General features: G+C 64.9%; 18 protein-coding genes. 8 read left to right on the forward strand and 10 right to left on the reverse strand.

Features of this window, described 5'->3' with window-relative positions:
- Positions 1-74 precede the first annotated feature (74 nt).
- Positions 75-1,064 carry a C4-dicarboxylate TRAP substrate-binding protein DctP gene (gene dctP, locus AC07Y9_RS23585; RefSeq protein WP_007931260.1) on the reverse strand — a complete coding sequence of 330 codons (990 nt, stop codon included), beginning with the start codon at positions 1,062-1,064 and terminating at the stop codon, positions 75-77.
- 251 nt (positions 1,065-1,315) lie between these two features.
- Here dctP and AC07Y9_RS23590 point away from each other — a divergent pair, with 251 nt between their 5' ends.
- Both AC07Y9_RS23590 and AC07Y9_RS23595 read left to right on the forward strand, forming a co-directional pair.
- The gene (locus AC07Y9_RS23590) at positions 1,316-2,905 is read left to right on the forward strand and encodes a phospholipase effector Tle1 domain-containing protein (RefSeq protein WP_102680071.1); all 1,590 of its coding nucleotides are present in this window, start codon (positions 1,316-1,318) and stop codon (positions 2,903-2,905) included.
- Positions 2,905-3,558 carry a DUF2931 family protein gene (locus AC07Y9_RS23595; RefSeq protein ID WP_101337648.1) on the forward strand — a complete coding sequence of 218 codons (654 nt, stop codon included), beginning with the start codon at positions 2,905-2,907 and terminating at the stop codon, positions 3,556-3,558. The genes AC07Y9_RS23590 and AC07Y9_RS23595 overlap by 1 nt, the downstream gene beginning before the upstream one ends.
- Before the next feature lie 24 nt (positions 3,559-3,582).
- On the opposite strand, the gene AC07Y9_RS23600 is transcribed toward AC07Y9_RS23595, so the two are convergent.
- The 5 genes from AC07Y9_RS23600 to AC07Y9_RS23620 form a co-directional block, all read right to left on the reverse strand.
- The gene (locus tag AC07Y9_RS23600; protein WP_102680072.1) at positions 3,583-4,398 is read right to left on the reverse strand and encodes an HpcH/HpaI aldolase/citrate lyase family protein; all 816 of its coding nucleotides are present in this window, start codon (positions 4,396-4,398) and stop codon (positions 3,583-3,585) included.
- A 167-nt stretch (positions 4,399-4,565) separates the two neighbouring features.
- Positions 4,566-5,771 carry a CaiB/BaiF CoA transferase family protein gene (locus AC07Y9_RS23605; RefSeq protein WP_102680073.1) on the reverse strand — a complete coding sequence of 402 codons (1,206 nt, stop codon included), beginning with the start codon at positions 5,769-5,771 and terminating at the stop codon, positions 4,566-4,568.
- Positions 5,772-5,791: 20 nt separating this feature from the next.
- Complete coding sequence (locus AC07Y9_RS23610) at positions 5,792-7,141, reverse strand: MmgE/PrpD family protein (protein ID WP_102680074.1); 1,350 nt, start codon at positions 7,139-7,141, stop codon at positions 5,792-5,794.
- A gap of 10 nt (positions 7,142-7,151) precedes the next feature.
- Positions 7,152-8,315, reverse strand: a complete 1,164-nt coding sequence (locus tag AC07Y9_RS23615) for an acyl-CoA dehydrogenase family protein (protein WP_102680075.1) — start codon at positions 8,313-8,315, stop codon at positions 7,152-7,154.
- A gap of 40 nt (positions 8,316-8,355) precedes the next feature.
- Positions 8,356-9,195, reverse strand: a complete 840-nt coding sequence (locus AC07Y9_RS23620) for an HTD2 family dehydratase (RefSeq protein ID WP_173679784.1) — start codon at positions 9,193-9,195, stop codon at positions 8,356-8,358.
- 136 nt (positions 9,196-9,331) lie between these two features.
- Here AC07Y9_RS23620 and AC07Y9_RS23625 point away from each other — a divergent pair, with 136 nt between their 5' ends.
- Together AC07Y9_RS23625 and AC07Y9_RS23630 are read left to right on the forward strand one after the other, a co-directional pair.
- Complete coding sequence (locus tag AC07Y9_RS23625; protein WP_007931251.1) at positions 9,332-10,219, forward strand: LysR family transcriptional regulator; 888 nt, start codon at positions 9,332-9,334, stop codon at positions 10,217-10,219.
- A gap of 134 nt (positions 10,220-10,353) precedes the next feature.
- Complete coding sequence (locus tag AC07Y9_RS23630; protein ID WP_102680076.1) at positions 10,354-10,920, forward strand: GNAT family N-acetyltransferase; 567 nt, start codon at positions 10,354-10,356, stop codon at positions 10,918-10,920.
- A gap of 7 nt (positions 10,921-10,927) precedes the next feature.
- On the opposite strand, the gene AC07Y9_RS23635 is transcribed toward AC07Y9_RS23630, so the two are convergent.
- Positions 10,928-11,218: a double zinc ribbon domain-containing protein gene (locus tag AC07Y9_RS23635; protein WP_102680077.1), complete on the reverse strand. Its 291-nt coding sequence runs from the start codon at positions 11,216-11,218 to the stop codon at positions 10,928-10,930.
- A 147-nt stretch (positions 11,219-11,365) separates the two neighbouring features.
- On the opposite strand from AC07Y9_RS23635, the gene AC07Y9_RS23640 reads away from it, so the two are divergent.
- The 3 genes from AC07Y9_RS23640 (at position 11,366) to AC07Y9_RS23650 (ending at position 13,040) form a co-directional block, all read left to right on the forward strand.
- Positions 11,366-11,869, forward strand: coding sequence for a GFA family protein (locus AC07Y9_RS23640; protein WP_102680078.1), 504 nt, complete (start codon positions 11,366-11,368; stop codon positions 11,867-11,869).
- A 104-nt stretch (positions 11,870-11,973) separates the two neighbouring features.
- A complete protein-coding gene (locus AC07Y9_RS23645; RefSeq protein WP_102680079.1) occupies positions 11,974-12,219 on the forward strand; it encodes a hypothetical protein in 246 nt (81 codons plus the stop codon).
- Positions 12,220-12,224: 5 nt separating this feature from the next.
- Positions 12,225-13,040, forward strand: coding sequence for a MipA/OmpV family protein (locus AC07Y9_RS23650; RefSeq protein ID WP_102680080.1), 816 nt, complete (start codon positions 12,225-12,227; stop codon positions 13,038-13,040).
- A gap of 143 nt (positions 13,041-13,183) precedes the next feature.
- Here AC07Y9_RS23650 and AC07Y9_RS23655 read toward each other — a convergent pair whose 3' ends face one another.
- The 3 genes from AC07Y9_RS23655 to AC07Y9_RS23665 all read right to left on the reverse strand — a co-directional run bounded on the left by AC07Y9_RS23655 (position 13,184) and on the right by AC07Y9_RS23665 (position 15,945).
- Positions 13,184-14,458 (reverse strand): ATP-binding protein, encoded by a 1,275-nt coding sequence (locus AC07Y9_RS23655; protein WP_102680081.1) that lies wholly within the window; start codon positions 14,456-14,458, stop codon positions 13,184-13,186.
- Positions 14,459-15,166, reverse strand: a complete 708-nt coding sequence (locus tag AC07Y9_RS23660; RefSeq protein ID WP_007923858.1) for a winged helix-turn-helix domain-containing protein — start codon at positions 15,164-15,166, stop codon at positions 14,459-14,461.
- Positions 15,167-15,339: 173 nt separating this feature from the next.
- Positions 15,340-15,945, reverse strand: a complete 606-nt coding sequence (locus AC07Y9_RS23665) for a MiaE family protein (RefSeq protein ID WP_007923860.1) — start codon at positions 15,943-15,945, stop codon at positions 15,340-15,342.
- Between the two features lie 239 nt (positions 15,946-16,184).
- Here AC07Y9_RS23665 and AC07Y9_RS23670 point away from each other — a divergent pair, with 239 nt between their 5' ends.
- Positions 16,185-17,048: a universal stress protein gene (locus AC07Y9_RS23670; protein ID WP_007923862.1), complete on the forward strand. Its 864-nt coding sequence runs from the start codon at positions 16,185-16,187 to the stop codon at positions 17,046-17,048.
- Positions 17,049-17,060: the final 12 nt, after the last annotated feature.

Below are 17,060 nucleotides of genomic sequence, written 5' to 3' on the forward strand. Positions count from 1 at the left end.
AAGTGCCAGTGGAGTGCAGCCCGATAGCGGCTGCCGATGGACCGCTGCGAGCGCAGCGGCCGGGATGCAGGTGGTTATTGCGCCTGGTTGGCGGCTTCGGCGGCCTGGATCAGGTCGGCGCCGATATCACCCTCGAACTTCTTCCACACCGGGCGCATGGCCTCGCGCCACTCGTTGCGCTGCTCGGGAGTCAGGGCGACGATTTCGCTGGTCTTGGCGTCGATGATCTTCTGCCGGGAGGTCTGGTTCAGGGCTTCGGCCTGCTTGTTCACTTCCACCGAGACCTCGGCCATGATTTTTTCCAGCTCGCCGCGCACATCCGCCGGCAGGCCGGTCCAGAACTTGGCGTTGGTGATCACCATGTAGTCGATCAGGCCGTGGTCGGTCTCGGTGAAGTACTTCTGCACCTCGTGGACCTTCTGGCTTTCATAGTTCGACCAGGTGTTCTCGGTGCCGTTGACCACGCCGGTCTGCAGGCCCTGGTAGACCTCGGCGAAGCTCATCTTGCGCGGGTTGGCGCGCACCGCCTTGAACTGCTCCTCAAGCACGCTGGAAGCCTGCACGCGGAACTTCAGGCCGCGGGCGTCCTTGGGTTCCACCAGTTTCTTGTTGGCCGACAGCTGCTTGAGGCCGTTGTGCCAATAGGCCAGGCCGAGGATGCCCTTGTCCTGCATGGCGGTCAGCAGCTGCTTGCCCTCGGCGTGCTGGAAGCGGTCGACGGCGGCGAGGTTGTCGAACAGGAATGGCAGGTCGTAGATCTGCACCTTCTTGGTGTACTGCTCGAACTTGGCCAGGGACGGCGCGAGCAACTGCACGTCGCCCAGCAACAGCGCCTCCATTTCCTTGCCGTCGCCGAACAGCGAGGAGTTCGGATACACCTCGACCTTGACCCGGCCCGGCAGGCGCTCCTCGGCGAGCTTCTTGAACAGCAGGGCGCCCTGGCCCTTGGGGGTGTTTTCCGCCACCACGTGGGCGAACTTGATCACGATGGGGTCGGCGGCCTGCGCAAGACCGGCGCCCAGCAATGCGGCGGCACAGAACAACGCCCGGGAGAGCTTGAACATGGACTTCACCTTCTTATTGTTGTGGTTGATCGCAGAGTGCCTAAGGGCACGCGTATTGAGAATTTTGAATTTTTGATACCTGCGTTCGCCTGGGCCGAACGCCGCGCGCTACCGGCGATAGGCGCCTGAAGTTCCATCCCCCTACGATGGAATCAGCCGCAACCGAGCCTGTTGCAGATTCCTCCTAAATCCGTCGCCCGCCCTTCCCGGTACGGTCTCCAGCACCCTCTTCGAGCGCACCAGGACCACCCATGGCCAACAACGGACCCGGGCCGATGCCCCGCCTTCTACGGCCCGCCATTCCCAATCAGAGCCCCAACCAACCACCCGCCGAACGCGCCGCCGAAACCGCACAGCCCAGCTACGGCGAACAGCTCTGGGCGCAGTACGAGAAATATGCCAAGGAACCTGCGCCGCCGCCCGAAAAGGTTCAGGTAGCGCTGCGTATCGGGGTGTTCTTTGATGGCACCGGCAACAATGCCGGCAACTCGGCGATGGGTGAGTTGTGTGGGGCTCAGCATCCTGTTGAGGCATCTGATATCGATGGCACTTGCAAACCGTATATGAGGGATCCGGAGAGTAGTTATGGGAATGGGGTGAGCAATATTAAAAAGCTGAGTGATCTGTATCACTCCGCTCAGCAAGCTGAGGGTGAGGGCCCGCAAAAGCGTGCCTTTCGTTCAATCTATGTCGAAGGTATTGGCACACGGACTGGCGAGAAGGACAGTCTGATTACTTCGGGGACAGGACGTGGCGACACTGGAATCTCAGGGTGCGTGCAGAAAGCATTTCGTGCGATCGAGCAGCGTATCAATGAGGTCCTCGAAGAGTATCCGGAAACTGAAATCACCTCATTGACCTTCGATGCCTTCGGCTTTAGCCGAGGCGCGGCAGCGGCCCGGCATTTTGCCAATGAAGTCGTGCGCTGGCTTGGACCGCTGCAACTGATTTTTCACAGCCACTCCAAGGCCTTCAGCCCCAATTTCAACCGACAATACGGTCACGATGTCGATATGGGATTTATCGGCCTGTTCGATACGGTGCCGTCGGTTGCCGGGCTAAGCAATCTGGGTAATGTGCGCGGCGCCACTGCTCCGGGTATCAAGCTCCACCTCGACCGCCGCTACTTTCGCTCGGTGGTGCAACTGGTCGCCCGCGACGAGTACCGGGCTAACTTCGCGCTGAGCCGGGTCCAGCCCGATCATCTGGAAATCGCCCTGCCCGGCGCCCACTCGGATATCGGCGGTGGTTATCTGGATGAGGTGCAGGAGTGTGTACTCGTCAGTCCGATGCAAGCGCTGGAAGTCTCGATCAACACCGACGTGATCCACACCTCGATTTACCGGGATGCGGTCCAGGCAAGAACACGCTGGCTGGCCAAGGGTTGGCCCGCGCACTGGCTGGAAATCGTCACACCGGAGCCGCTGTTGCTGCCCCAGTATCCACAGGACCGACTCGGACCACGAAGAAAACGGGTGTATGCCGGCCTGCAACTCAAAAGGCCAATGACTAATAAGCTGGCGGGCGTGTATCTGCGCGTCATGTATGAGCAGGCCAAGCAGAACGGTGTGCGTTTCAACGTGATTGACGAACAGGACCCGGACTACGCACTCCCGCAAGAACTTCAAAGCCTTTGTGACAGGTTTGTCGCTGGGAACTACAGTACGACGCCAGCCGAAGAGACGATGCTCAAGCTGCGCTATATCCATCTCTCGGCCCATTGGAACCACCCGCTGGGCAAACAGGACGGCGGCAGCCTTAAAGTCGTCTATATCAACGCCCCCACGGTGGATGCCGTGCGTGTGCAACATCCTCACGTACCTGATTGGACGCTTTGGTAATGAGAATATTCATCGCCCTGCTGGGCGCCCTGCTATTAAGTGGCTGCTTAACCACGGACCCGCTATCCGGAAAAAGCGACCCCAAAGATCCCTGGTGGGAAATGGGCTTCACCCAGCCGTACTACATGAAAGTCTGGGTCGAAGACACGGCTGTTGAAGACATCAACGGACGACTCTTCCGACATACCGGGCGTGGCTCCGCAGCAGATGGCGACCCGGGCTTGAAGAAGGAGTGGGCTCGAGGCTGGAGCGGAGTTGGAGGCAATGGCAAGTCAGTGATAGGTGCCGACCTACCCAAACGCATTTTCGTGCGCTGGCAATCGGTCGTGGAACCACAGACTTATCGAGCCTGGGTAGATGTCCCGGAAGAAGCCCGGAAAATCATGACCACCTCGACGAATCGACGCTGCCCGGAAACTCCGCACCAGACTGCCCGCTATATGGCATCGGTCTATTTAGGCCTCGCTCCTGGCGGCATCGTACAAGTCTGGGTCAGGGACGAATGCCATCACCCGGTCAAAGTCGCCCGCGCCCAGGGTGAAATCGAGCCACTGGGCCCACACCTGGGCAAATCCAACGGCCACTATTACCCCCTGTCCGAAAACTCCAAGCGCTACATAGAGCAATACGGCATTCCCTATGGCAGTTGGTAACGCGCTCCTGCGCGATTGCAGTATTCAGGGACTCAGCGCCAGCAAGCGCTGGGCCCGCAGCAGCACCGGCGCGTCGACCATCTGGCCGTCGATCTGGTAGGCGCCGGCGCCGTGGCTGCCGGCGTCCACCACCCGTTGCGCCCAGGCCAGGTCTTCGGCGCTGGGGGCCAGGGCCTGGTGGATCACCGGCACCTGTTTCGGGTGGATGCACAAGGCGCCGGCAAAACCCATTTCATAGGCGTGGCGAATGGACTGGCGCAAACCTTCGGGGTCGTCGATGGCCGGGTGCACGCCATCCAATGGCGGCACCAGGCCGGCGGCACGCGAATGCAGGATCAGCGCCAGCCGCGCCTGGTCGAGGGCGAACTGCGCCGCCGCCGAACCGCTGCACAGGTTGAGGTCCAGCGCCAGGTCCAGGCCGCCGAAAGACAGGCGCTGCACCGCAGGAGCCCGGGCGATTTCCGCCAAAGCCAAGAGCCCGCGCGCGCTTTCAATGATCGGCCAGATCTGCTTGCCGGTGGCCGCCACGGTCACCACCTGGGCGGCGCTTTCGACCTTGGGCAGCAGGATGCCGACCACCCCGGCCTGGGCTTTGCAGAACGCCAGGTCGGCGGCATGTTCGGCATGTTCCGGGGCATTGACCCGCACCCACAACCGGATCTGGGGCTGGCTGTTGAGGAACTGCCCGAGGTTGTCCCGGGCCTGGCGCTTGAGCGGCTCTTCCACCGCGTCCTCGAAATCGACGATCACCGCATCGGCGCCGCTGGCCAGGGCCTTGCCGAAACGCTCGGGACGGCTGCCCGGGACGAACAAGGCGGAGCGGACAATAGGGTTGGACATGTTGAATTCCTTGTAAGTGATGCGGGGTCCGCGGACCGTGCTGTCTCCCCCTCCCTTGTAGGAGCGAGCTTGCTCGCGATGAGGCCCTTGAAAACCGCGGCAGTCTTGAGGGTTTATCGCGAGCGAGCTCGCTCCTACAGGGGGCCATGCAAGCCGGCAGGTCGGTTTCAGATCACGCCATTGCTTCGCAGCTGCTCGATGGCATCGCTGGACAGCCCCAGTTCGGCGAGGATCGCGCCGCTGTGCTGGCCCAGCCCCGGAACGCCGTCCATGCGCGGCTCGAACGCGGCATTGCGCGCCGGCGGCAGCAGCGACGGCAGCTTGCCGGCCGGGCTGTCGACCTCGCGCCAGCCGTCGCGGGCCTTGAGCTGCGGGTGCTGCCACACGCCCTGCATGTCGTTGACCCGGGCGCTGGCGATCTGCGCCTGCTCCAGCCGCTCGATCACCGCCTCCACCGTCAGCCGGGCAAAGCTGTCGACGATGATCTGGCGCAGCACCTCGCGATTGGCCGAGCGCTTGAAGTTGGCCGAGAAGCGTTCGTCGCCGGCCAGCTCCGGCATCAGCAGCACCTTGTCGCAGAACGCCGCCCACTCGCGTTCGTTCTGCAGGCCGAGCATCACCGTGCCGCCATCCCCCGCCGGGAACGGCCCGTAGGGGTAGATGGTCGAGTGCGCCGCGCCGGCCCGGGGCGGTGGCGGCGCGCCGTCGAAGGCGTAGTACATCGGGTAGCCCATCCACTCCACCAGGCTTTCCAGCATGCTCACGTCGATGCGGCTGCCCTGCCCGGTCCTGCCGCGCAGCAACAGCGCCGAGAGGATGCCGCTGTAGGCGTACATGCCGGCTGCGATGTCGGCGATCGAGCAGCCGGCCTTGGCCAGTTGCTCCTCGCCCGGGCCGCCGGTCACCGACAGGAACCCGCCCTCGCTCTGGATCAGCAAGTCGTAGGCCTTTTTCTTCTCATAGGGGCCACCCTCGCCATAACCGGAAATGTCACAGACGATCAGCCGCGGAAAGCGTTCATGCAGCGCCTCGAACGACAGGCCCATGCGCGCCGCCGCGCCCGGGGCGAGGTTCTGCACCAGCACGTCGGCCTGGGCCAGCAGGCTGTCAAGAATGTCGCCGGCGGCGTCCTGCTTGAGGTCCAGGGTCAGGCTTTCCTTGGAACGGTTGGTCCAGACGAAATGCGAGGCCAGGCCGCGCACGCGCTCGTCGTAGCCACGGGCAAAATCGCCGCTGCCGGGGCGCTCGACCTTGATCACCCGGGCGCCCAGGTCGGCCAGTTGGCGGGTGCAGAACGGCGCGGCGATGGCGTGTTCCAGGCTGACCACAGTGATGCCGTCCAGCGGCCGGGGTTGTGCGGTATTGAGTGTCATAAGGCGTCCTCGGGGCGGGCTCAGAGCAATTCGTTCAATTGCGCGGTGTCGCGCAGGTTCCACACCTGGCGGATCAGGGCCGCGCCCTGCTCCGGGGTACGCGCGCCGGAGAAGCGCAGCAGGCGCTGGAACTTGTCCGCCAGCTCGGCCCGCGACAGGCCGTTGCCCGGGTCGCCCTTGGGCTCGTCGATGGCACCGTGCAGGGTGCGGCCATCGTCGGTGCTGACCACTACACGGCCCAGCCAACGCTGCGGATAGGCACGATCCACCTCGGGGTCGAGGACCATCGACACCTTGTCGCGAAACGCCGCCACCGCCGGGTCGTTCAGCGCCAGCTCCTGGAACTCCGGCAGCCCGGCCTTGCCATGCACGGCGATCAGGCCGAGCACGGTGCCCATGGAGAACTTGGCCTGGTGCACGGTCTGCGGCACGCTCACCCGCCCCAGCACATCGATGGCGCCCTGGTGCACGCGGGTTTCCACGCTGACGATCTGCCCATGGCTGAGGCCTTCGCGCTGCATCAGCGCCAGCAAGGCATCGGCGGCCGGATGGGTATGGCGGCAGGAGGCGTGGAACTTGAACGAGGTTTCCAGCAAGGCCCAGCGACTGCCCAGACGGTCGGACAGGCGCGCCGGCTCGGCATCCCAGGACATGCCCGCGGCCATGCCCTGCTCACCTTCGAGAATATTGCGCGCGCCGCTCAGCCCGTCGCGGGTCAGGTAGGCGGCGAGCAGCCCGTCGGCCGCGGCCTTGGCCGTGTGCAGCTGCTTGGAGTCCGCGGCGTCGCGCAGGAACTCCCAGAGACCGGCGGCCTGGGTCCCGGCGCTGCCCAGCAGGTTGATGAATTGCGCCTGGTCGAAGTCCATCAGCTTGCCCACCGCCACGGCGGCAGCGAGGGTGCCGACGGTGGCCGTGGTGTGGAAGATGCGGTAATGGGAGCGGCCCATGAACTCGCCAATGCGGATCCCCGCCTCGTAGCCGGCCACCGCCGCCAGCAGCAGCTCCTGGCCGGACTTGCCGAGGTCCTGGGCCGCCGCCAACGCGGCCGGGAACACCACGGTGGCCGGGTGCAGCACCGAGCTGTTGTGCAGGTCGTCCTGCTCCACCAGATGGGAAGACGCGGCGTTCACCAGGGCGGCGAAATAGGCCGAGCTGCCGCGGCCGTTGACCAGGATCCGCGCCGGACCATCGGCCGGGCCCATCTGCTGGGCGTAACGCTCGAACAACGGGATCGGATGCGCGCCCTGGCTGGCCAGGGCCGAGCCGAGCCAGTCGAGGAACAGCTCTTCGGTGCGCGCCAGCACGCTGTCGGGCAACTGCGGGTAACTCAGGCCGGCAAGGAACCCGGCCAAGGCTTGGGTATGGCTCATGCTCGGTTCCTCAGAAGCTGCGCGGCAATTCGAGCAGGTGCTCGGCCACATAGGACAGGATCAGGTTGGTGGAGATCGGCGCCACCTGGTACAGGCGGGTTTCGCGGAACTTGCGCTCGACGTCGTATTCGCAGGCGAAGCCGAAACCGCCGTGGGTCTGCAGGCAGGCGTTGGCCGCTTCCCACGAGGCCTTGGCCGCCAGGTACTTGGCCATATTGGCACTGGCCCCGGCGTTGCCGCCGCTGTCGTATTCCTCGCAGGCGCGCCAGCGCATCAGGTCGGCGGCCTCGATCTCGACATGGGCTTCGGCGATGGGGAACTGCACGCCCTGGTTCTGCCCGATGGGCCGGCCGAACACCACGCGGTCGCGGGCGTACTGGCTGGCCTTTTCGATAAACCAGCGGCCGTCGCCGATGCACTCGGCGGCAATCAGCGTGCGCTCGGCGTTGAGGCCGTCGAGGATGTACTTGAAGCCCTTGCCCTCCTCGCCGATCAGGCTGTCGGCGGGGATTTCCAGGTTGTCGAAGAACAGCTCGTTGGTCTCGTGGTTGACCATGTTGGCGATCGGCTGCACGGTCAAGCCGTGGCCGATGGCCTCGCGCAGGTCGACCAGGAAGATCGACATGCCTTCGGACTTCTTCTTGACCTCGGCCAGCGGCGTGGTGCGCGCCAGCAGGATCATCAGGTCGGAATGCTGGATCCGCGAGATCCACACCTTCTGCCCGTTGATCAGGTACTTGTCGCCACGCTTGATCGCGGTGGTCTTGATCTTGGTGGTGTCGGTGCCGGTGGTGGGCTCGGTGACGCCCATCGATTGCAGGCGCAGTTCGCCGCTGGCGAGCTTGGGCAGGTAGAAACGCTTCTGCGCTTCGCTGCCGTGCCGCAGCAGGGTGAACATGTTGTACATCTGCCCGTGCACGGTGCCGGAGTTGCCGCCGCAGCGGTTCACCTCCTCCAGGATCACCGAGGCTTCGGCCAGGCCCAGGCCCGAGCCGCCGTATTCGGCCGGGATCATCGCCGCCAGCCAGCCGGCGTCGGTCAGGGCCTTGACGAAGCGTTCCGGGAAACCTTTTTCTTCATCGATCTTGCGCCAGTAGGCGGCATCGAACTCGGCGCACAGGGCGCGCACGCCTTCACGGATGGCATTCAATTCTTCGTTGCTGTTGGGGTTCATCGAACGGCTCTCCGCCTGTGGTTATTGTGCTGGGATGGGGTCATTCCGGGATGGCGTCGAACAGCACTTCGCCGCGCTGGGCCAGGCCGGCGTCGTTGCCGGCCCAGAGCTCGGCGACGCCGGGGCGGACGATGCGCCCGCCGACCTCGAACGGCTGCGGCGCGATCAAGGGCCGCAGGCCGCGATAGGCGAAGCGCCGCAACCGGGCCTCGGGGTGGGCACGGCAGAAGGCGCGCAGGCTGAGGGTGGCGATCAATGGACCGTGGACCACCAGCCCCGGATAACCTTCGGTCGCGGTGACATAGGGAAAGTCGTAGTGGATGCGATGGCCGTTGAAGGTCACGGCGCTGTAGCGGAACAGCAGGGTCGGGCTGGGCTCGACGGTTTCGCGCCAGTCGCCCTGGATCAGCGGCTCGCCGCTGGCCTGCTTGGGCGGGGTCGGTTCGCGGTAGACGATGTCCTGTTCCTCGCGAATCGCCAGGCGACCGTCCTGGGAATACTCATGGCGCACCGTGACGAACAGCAGCGCGCCGGTGCGCCCGGTCTTTTCCTCGACCTGGCTGATGGTCGACACGCACTGCGCCTCGAACCCGGCGCGCAGCGGCTCGAAGAACTCCAGCCGGCCACCGGCCCACATGCGGTTGCGATTGGCCGCCGGCGGCAGGAAGCCGCCACGGGCCGGATGGCCGTCGCCACCCAGGGCGCTTTCGGCCAGGGGCTCCTGGAAAAAGCACCATTGCCACAGCGGCGGCAAGGCCTCGCCAGGGGCCGGCACGGGTTCGCCAAAGGTCGCGGCGATGCGCTTGAGCAGGTTGTCGCTGAGCAGGTCTCGGGCTTGCTGGCTACGGCCTGTCCAGGCGCTGGGGTCGGTCACGCTCATCGGGTCGGGTCCTGTTGCGGTGGTGGTGAGCCCGATCATGCAAGCCGCTGTGCGTTCTGAGAATTTGCATTTCAATAAACCGGCGTTCGGTTATGCTGAACGCCGCTTTGCCCCTCTTCCCTCCCAGGAGCCGCCCATGCATTTCGATCTGGCCGACCTGCGCCTGTTTATCCATATCGCCGAATCGCCGAGCCTGACCCAGGGCGCCAAGCGCGCCTTTCTTTCTCCGGCGGCGGCCAGCGCGCGGATCAAGGCCCTGGAAAGCCAGCTCGAGACCCGCCTGCTGTACCGCGACAGCCGCGGCGTCGAAGTCACCCCGGCCGGCGAACGACTGTTGCAGCATGCGCGGCTGATCATGCGCCAGGTGGACTACCTGAAAAGCGAGTTCACCCAGTACGGCGGCGATTCCACCGGGCATATGCGCATCTTCGCCAACACCACGGCGGTGACCGAATTCCTCCCGGAAATCCTCGCCGGCTTTCTGTCGAAACGCCCGGGGGTCACGGTGGACCTGCAGGAACGTCTGTCCCGCGACATCGTGCGTGGCGTGCTCGATGGCACCGCCGACATGGGCATCATCGCCGGCCCGGTGGAGGCCAGCGGCCTGCAGGTCCTGCACTTCAGCACCGACCACCTGGTGCTGATCCTGCCGGTCGACCACCCGCTGGCGACGCAGCCGGCGGTGACCCTGGAGCAGACCCTGGCCTACCAGCACATCGGCCTGCACGAAGGCAGCACCTTGCTGAGTTTTTTGCGCGAACACGTGGAGCGCACCGGCAAGCAGCTGTCGCTGCGGATCCAGGTGTCGAGCTTCGAAGCGATCTGCCGCATGGTCGAGGCCGGCGTGGGCATCGGTATCATTCCCGAATCGGCCGCGATCCGGCACAGCCGCACCATGCAGCTGGTGACGGTGAAACTCGACGAGGCCTGGGCGGTGCGCGAGCGCAGCATCATTGTCCGTGAGCTGGAGGCCCTGCCCGGCACCGTGCGGGCGCTGATCGCCACCCTGATGCCCGAGGCCTGATCGCTCGGGGGCCAATCTACCCCCTGGCGCAAAACCCTCTGCGACACCGCCGCCCATTGACCTGAATCAAGGGCCCGGCGCCTGACAGGTGTGAATGTTCAGGCAAACCTCTGCACCTTCACGGAGACTTGCCCATGACCAGCACCGCCCTCCACACGCCTGCCCTGGCCGCCTTCGCCCAGTACAAAGGCGAACACTGGATAGACGCCCTCAACGACGGCAGCCCGGTGCTGATCCGCCCGTTGCGCGCCGAAGACCGCGAGCGGGAAAAGGCCTTTATCGAGAACCTCTCGCCGACCACCCGGCACCACCGCTTCCTGGGTGAAGTGAAGGAAGTCGGCGAGGCCCTGCTCAGCCAGTTGATGGACGTCGATGGCTGCGAGCGCGTGGCTTACGTGGCCCTCATCCACGACAACGGCTCGCTGCGGGAAATCGGCATCAGCCGCTATGCCACCATCGGCGCCGACGCGGACACCTGCGAGTTCGCCGTCACCGTGGCCGACGAGTGGCAGCACAAGGGCCTGGACGCCTTGCTGATGCGCCATCTGGTCGACCGGGCCAAGGACCAGGGCTTCAAGCAGATGTACTCCCTGGATTGCCCGGCCAATCACCGCATGCGCGAACTGGCCGCGACCCTGGGTTTCCACCGCGCCATTGATCCGGACGACGCGACCCAGGTCCGCTACCACCTGGCGCTGTAGGCCGGCCTCAGCCCGCCGCCCCGCCACACTGCGCGCAAAACCGCGCGCCGGCGGCCAGCGTGTTGCCGCACTGGCGGCACGCGGCGGGCTGCAGCGAGGCCCCGCACTGCTGGCAAAAACGCGCCTTGGCCGCGTTGCTCGCCCCGCAGTCCGGACACAGCGGGCCGCCCGCGGGCGGCGCTGCGCCACCGGAGTGCCGGCCATGCCCGCCGCCATGCCTGTCACCCTGGTGCCCGCCCTGGGAGCCGCCATGCCCACGGCCACGATGACCACCCAGCAAACGTTCGAAAAAGCTCATGTCGATCACTCCTGATAAAGAGAGTCGCCAGTAAAAAACCTGAAGTAGCTATAGGGTCAACCCGACGCCGACCAGCGCCCATGGCGAACGCTCCAGCCGACAGCGGCTAGGCTGACGGTCATAGCCCATGGATCGCCGGAGGTCGTCATGCAACTCGAAGGTTCCTGCCATTGCGGCGCTGTCCACTTCAGCCTGGACAGCGCCCACCCTTACCCCTATCAACGCTGCTACTGCTCGATCTGCCGCAAGACCCAGGGCGGCGGCGGGTATGCGATCAACCTCGGTGGCGACGCCGCCAGCCTGAAAGTCCGCGGCCGCCAGCACATCTCGATCTACCACGCGCTGCTCAGGGAACCCGGCAAACGTGCCCGGCGCAGCAGCGCCGAACGGCATTTCTGCAGCCGCTGCGGCTCCGGGTTGTGGCTGTTCAGCCCAGAGTGGCCGGAGCTGATCCATCCCTTCGCCTCGGCCATCGACACGCCGTTGCCGATACCGCCGGAACACACCCACCTGATGCTCGACTCCAGGGCGTCCTGGGTGGAAATCGACTGGCACCCCCACGACCTGCAATTCGCCCACTACCCCGAGGAATCTATCGCCCAGTGGCATGAAAGACATGAGCGGCATGAACGCCTGGACCTGCAACGCTAAGCGCCGGGCATTCACAGTCTTTGACAGTTTTGCGACAAAGCTGCCAAAGATTGCCCGCACCCGCGTCCCTAGCATGAGCGCATCCATTTCCCCACGGGTGCGCCATGTACGGTCGATTCTTCACGCTCTTCATTGGTGTGCTGCTCGGCGGCCTCAGCTGCCAGGGCACGCCGCCCCCGAAGCCCAGCGTCGAACCGCCGCCTGAAATCGCCACGCCACCCGAGACCACCCTCCGCACCGAGCCGGCCCCTGTCGCCCCGGCGCGCAAGGTCGCCCAGCGCCCGCGCGATGGCCTGGGCAGTTCCTATTCCAAAGCCAACGACCACTCCCACACCCTGCTGAGTTTCTAGCCGCGATGAAGACCTCGATCCGTCCGAAAACCTTGTGCCTGTCCCTTGCTGCACTGCCTCTGGCTTCGCTGTGCCTGCTGACGTCCAGCGGCCCGCTCCACGCCGCGGACTGGCAGTACCAACTACAAGCCGGCGTCGCCAGCCTGCCACGCTACAGCGGCAGCGACGAACGCGCAGTCGCGCCGATCCTGGGCGGCGCAATCGTCAGCCCCTACGGGGTGTTTCTCAACACCGAACAGGGCCTTGGCTGGGGCAATGAATGGGGCGACCTGGCGTTCAGCACCTGGGTCGGCCCCAGCGCGGCACGCAAGGACCGCAAGCACGGCTACAAGGGCTCGGACCATCTGGCCGGCATGGGCTCGATCAAGTCCCGCGCGCAGTTTGGCGCCCACCTGGGCTACACCCTGGGCACCGTGGAACTCGGGGCCACGCTGCAGCACGCGCTGAAGAAGAACGACGACCCGGACACCGGCTCGGCCTACAACCACCTGCAGTTGAGCATCGGCAGCACGCTGTATGAGGGCCGGTACGGGCGCCTCGAGGGCAGTCTCAACAGCCAGTTCGGCAACGGCGACTACCTGCGCACCTGGTATGGCGTCAGCAGCGCCCAGGCCGGCAGGACCCGCTTCGGCGCCTATCGGCCCAAGGGTGGTTTTCTCAGCCGGGGCGGCGACCTGACCTGGACCGTGCCGGTCAGTGAACAGATGAACGTGTCGACGGTGCTGGCGCTGCAGTACCTGGGGCGGGAGGCGGCGGACAGCCCGATTGTCGAGCGGCGGCTGCAGACGTCGCTGGCGAGCACGCTGGAGTACAGCTTTTAAGCGGTGTTGGCCGTTCTGACGTTATCGCGCGCAAGCTGCGCTCCTACAGAGGAATACCCATGCTTCTGTAGGAGCGCAGCTTGCGCGCGATGGCTACGACACGGAACACCTGACCCACCAAACTGCACGCCAAGATGCCTGGGCTATTCGAGCTGCGCCCAGGTCATGCGAAACGACGCGCCGCCCCATTGCGAATCCGTCACCTCGACTTGGCCGCCGTGGGACTGCGACACCCGCCGCACCAGCGCCAGGCCAAGGCCGAAGCCGCCGGTGCGGCGGTCGCGGCTGGCGTCGAGCCGGGAGAACGGCTCGAAGATCTTCGCCCGCCCTGCCACCGGCACGCCCGGGCCGTCGTCGTTGACCTGGACCTCATAACCCTGCCCGACCTGCACCAGGGACACCTCGACGCGCCGTTCGGCGTAGCGAATGGCATTGCGCAGCAGGTTGATCACCGCCCGCGCCATGAACCGCGGTTCGATGCTGATGTACTCGACCTCACAGGCCCGGATCGCCATCTGCACCCCCGCCGCTTCCGCCTCCAGGGCGACACTGCCGACCACGCTGTCGAGCCAGTTGCGGGCCTGGATGGTCTCGCGGTTGATCACCGTGGCGCCGTGTTCCAGGCTGGCGTAGGTCAGCAGTTCGGAAACCATTTCCTCCAGCTCGCCGAGGTCGGCGTACATGTCGGCGATCAGCTCGCGGTTCTGCCGCGGGTCGGACTGCTTGAGCTGGTCGAGCTCGAACGACAAGCGGGCGATGGGCGTGCGCAATTCATGGGACACCGCGTTGGTCAGCTCGCGCTGATTGGCGATCAGGCCTTCGATGCGGCTGGCCATCTGGTTGAAGTGCTGCGCCAGGTCGCGCACGTTGGAGCGCCGCGGCAGGCGGATGCGCGAGCCCAGGTCGTTATTGCCGAAGCGCTGGGCCGCCAGGCGGATCAGTTCCAGGTCGCGCCAATGCGGGCGTACCCAGAAATACAGGACCAGCGCCAGGCTGGCCCCGAGAAAGGCATAGGCCCAGAAATACAGCCACTTGGGCTCTTCCGGCAGGCGGATGCTCAGCAACTGCGGGCCGCCGTCGAGGTTGGCGATGAACTCGCTGAAGTCGCCGCGCACCACCAGTTTGTTCTCGGCCAGCAGCTGACGTTCGCGCTCGGACAGGTCCAGTTCATCCGCCTGCAACAGCCTCAGGCGCATGCCGTAGTGTTGTTGCAGCTCGGCCAGCCGCTGCTCGCGCGCCGCTCCCGTGACCGGCGACAGTTGGTTGACCAGGCTGTATCCCGGCCCGCGCATGGCCTCGCGGTTGTAGGTTTCGTTGGCGTCCGGCAACAGCTCGGAAAAGGTGTAGTTGACCGCCCAGATGGCCCCCGCCAGCCCCAGGGCCAGGATGATGTACAGACGCAGAAACAGCCGCAGCATCTAGAGCTCCCACGCGAACGGATTGAACAGATAGCCCTTGCCCCAGATGGTCTTGATGCACACCGGCTCGCGAGGGTTGTCCTGGAGTTTGCCGCGCAGCTTGCTGATGTAGACATCGACGCTGCGGTTGAGGCCATCGAAGGCGATGCCGCGCATGCGGTTGAGGATGTCGTCGCGGGAGAGGATCTTGCCCGCCGAGCTGGCCAGCAGCCACAGCAGCTCGAACTCCATGGTGGTCAACTCGATCAGCTCGCCGGCCAGGCGCACTTCCCGGCAACTGCGGTCGAGGGTCAGGCTGCCGAACTCCAGCGCGCCGCGCACCGTCGGCTCCGGCACCTGGCGCCGTTGCAGGGCGCGCAGGCGGGCCAGCAGCACCGGCGGCTTGATCGGTTTGATCACGTAGTCGTCGGCGCCGGACTCAAGACCGAGGATATGGTCCAGGTCGTCTTCCTTGGCGGTGAGAATGACGATGGGCGTGTCCGCCACATTGCGGATCTCCCGGCACACGTGCAGGCCGCTCTGGCCCGGCAGCATCAGGTCGAGGACGACGATTTTCGGCTTGAACTCGAGAAAGGCCGCCAGCGCCACATCGCCACGATGTACCGTCAGGACCTCGAAACCGTGTTGGGACAGGAAGTGCGCGATCAGCCCGGCGAGCTTCTCGTCATCTTCCACCAGCAATACTTTGCCAAGACCCGGGTTATCCATAAATTCCAGTCTGAGTGCGCACAATTGGGGCGCGCATTATAGGCGGCATCGGATAAGCCTGAGACCAGGGCAGACAGCAAAAACCGGCCCAGATGGCCGGTTTTCAATGATGTTTCATGCTTTTAAGAGTTTTTTACAATTTGCCCGTAGTTTTTGAACCGACTTGGGCCGTTTTACAGAGTAGGCACGCCGCTGTGGAAGCGGAACTCCACGTCCGGCGACTCGATCAGCTCGCGCTCGGCAGCGCGCACCTTCTCGATCACCTGGGCGATGTCCTTGGCGTCGCCGTACTGATAGGCCAGTTTCAGGTAACCCTGGAAGTGCCGGGCCTCGCTTTTCAGCAGGCCGAAGTAGAACTTGCCCAGCTCTTCGTCCAGGTGCGGCACCAGCGCCTCGAAACGCTCGCAGCTGCGGGCCTCGATAAAGGCGCCGACCACCAGGGTGTCCACCAGCTTCACCGGTTCGTGGCTGCGCACCACCTTGCGCAGGCCCGAGGCATAACGCCCGGCCGACAACTGGCGCAGTTCGATCTTGCGCCGCTTCATCAGGCGCATGACCTGTTCGTGGTGCACCAGCTCTTCCCGGGCCAGGCGCGACATCATGTTGATCAGGTCGACATGGGAGTGGTACTTGGCGATCAGGCTCAGGGCCGTGCTGGCCGCCTTGAACTCGCAGTTCTTGTGGTCGATCAGCAGGGTTTCCTGATCCGCCAGGGCCGCCTGGACCCAGGCATCCGGCGTGGGGCAGCCGAGGAACTCGTGAATTTCCGGCAGGTTCATGGTCGTTCGTCCTTCAGGGCAGCCTTCAAGGAAATGAGCGCGCAAGGCAGGACAGTGGCGACTTCAGGGATCGATAACATGGGGCTCACGGCATAAGGGTTCACGGCGAAGGGCGCCGATTATACCGGCCGCGCCACAGACCACCAGCCGCGGCGCTTGATGTGCGTCAACAGCCACGGCGACGCGCAGCAACTATAGTTGTGCAACATAGCCTTCATCCCTCTCTGGAGATCCCGACCATGCAAGCCATCCGCAGCATCCTGGTGGTCATCGAGCCCGAGCATTCCGAAAGCCTCGCGCTCAAGCGCGCCAAGCTGATCGCCGGGGTGACCCAGGCCCATCTGCACCTGCTGGTGTGCGACAAGAAGCACGAGCATTCGGCGCTGTTGAGCGTGCTCAAGAGCAGCCTGCTGAGCGAGGGCTACAGCGTGACCACCGAGCAGGCCTGGAACGACAGCCTGCACAGCACCATCATCGACGTGCAGCAGGCCGAAGGCTGTGGCCTGGTGATCAAGCAGCACTTTGCCGACAACCCGCTGAAAAAGGCCCTGCTCACCCCCGCCGACTGGAAACTGCTGCGCTATTGCCCAAGCCCGGTGCTGCTGGTGAAAACCGCCAAGCCCTGGACCGGCGGCGTGATCCTGGCGGCCATCGATGTCGGCAACACCGACGGCGAGCACCGTACCCTGCATGCCAGCATCATCGACCATGGTTTCGACATCGCCAGCCTGGCCAAGGCGCAGTTGCATGTGATCAGCGCCCATCCGTCGCCGATGCTGTCGGCGTCCGACCCGGTGTTCCAGCTCAAGGAAACCATCGAGGCGCGCTACCGCGAGCAGTGCAAGGCGTTCCAGGCCGAGTTCGACATCGACGATACCCACCTGCATATAGAGGAAGGCCCGGCGGACGTGCTGATCCCGCACACCGCCCATGAGCTGCAGGCGGCGCTGACCATCATCGGCACCGTGGCGCGCACCGGGATTTCCGGGGCGCTGATCGGCAATACCGCGGAAGTGGTGCTCGATGCCCTGGAAAGCGACGTGCTGGTGCTCAAGCCGGAGGACATCATGGACCACCTGGAAGAGGTGGCCGGCAAGCATTGAGGGATGGGTTGA

Source organism: Pseudomonas sp. GW456-L12, assembly GCF_059424045.1.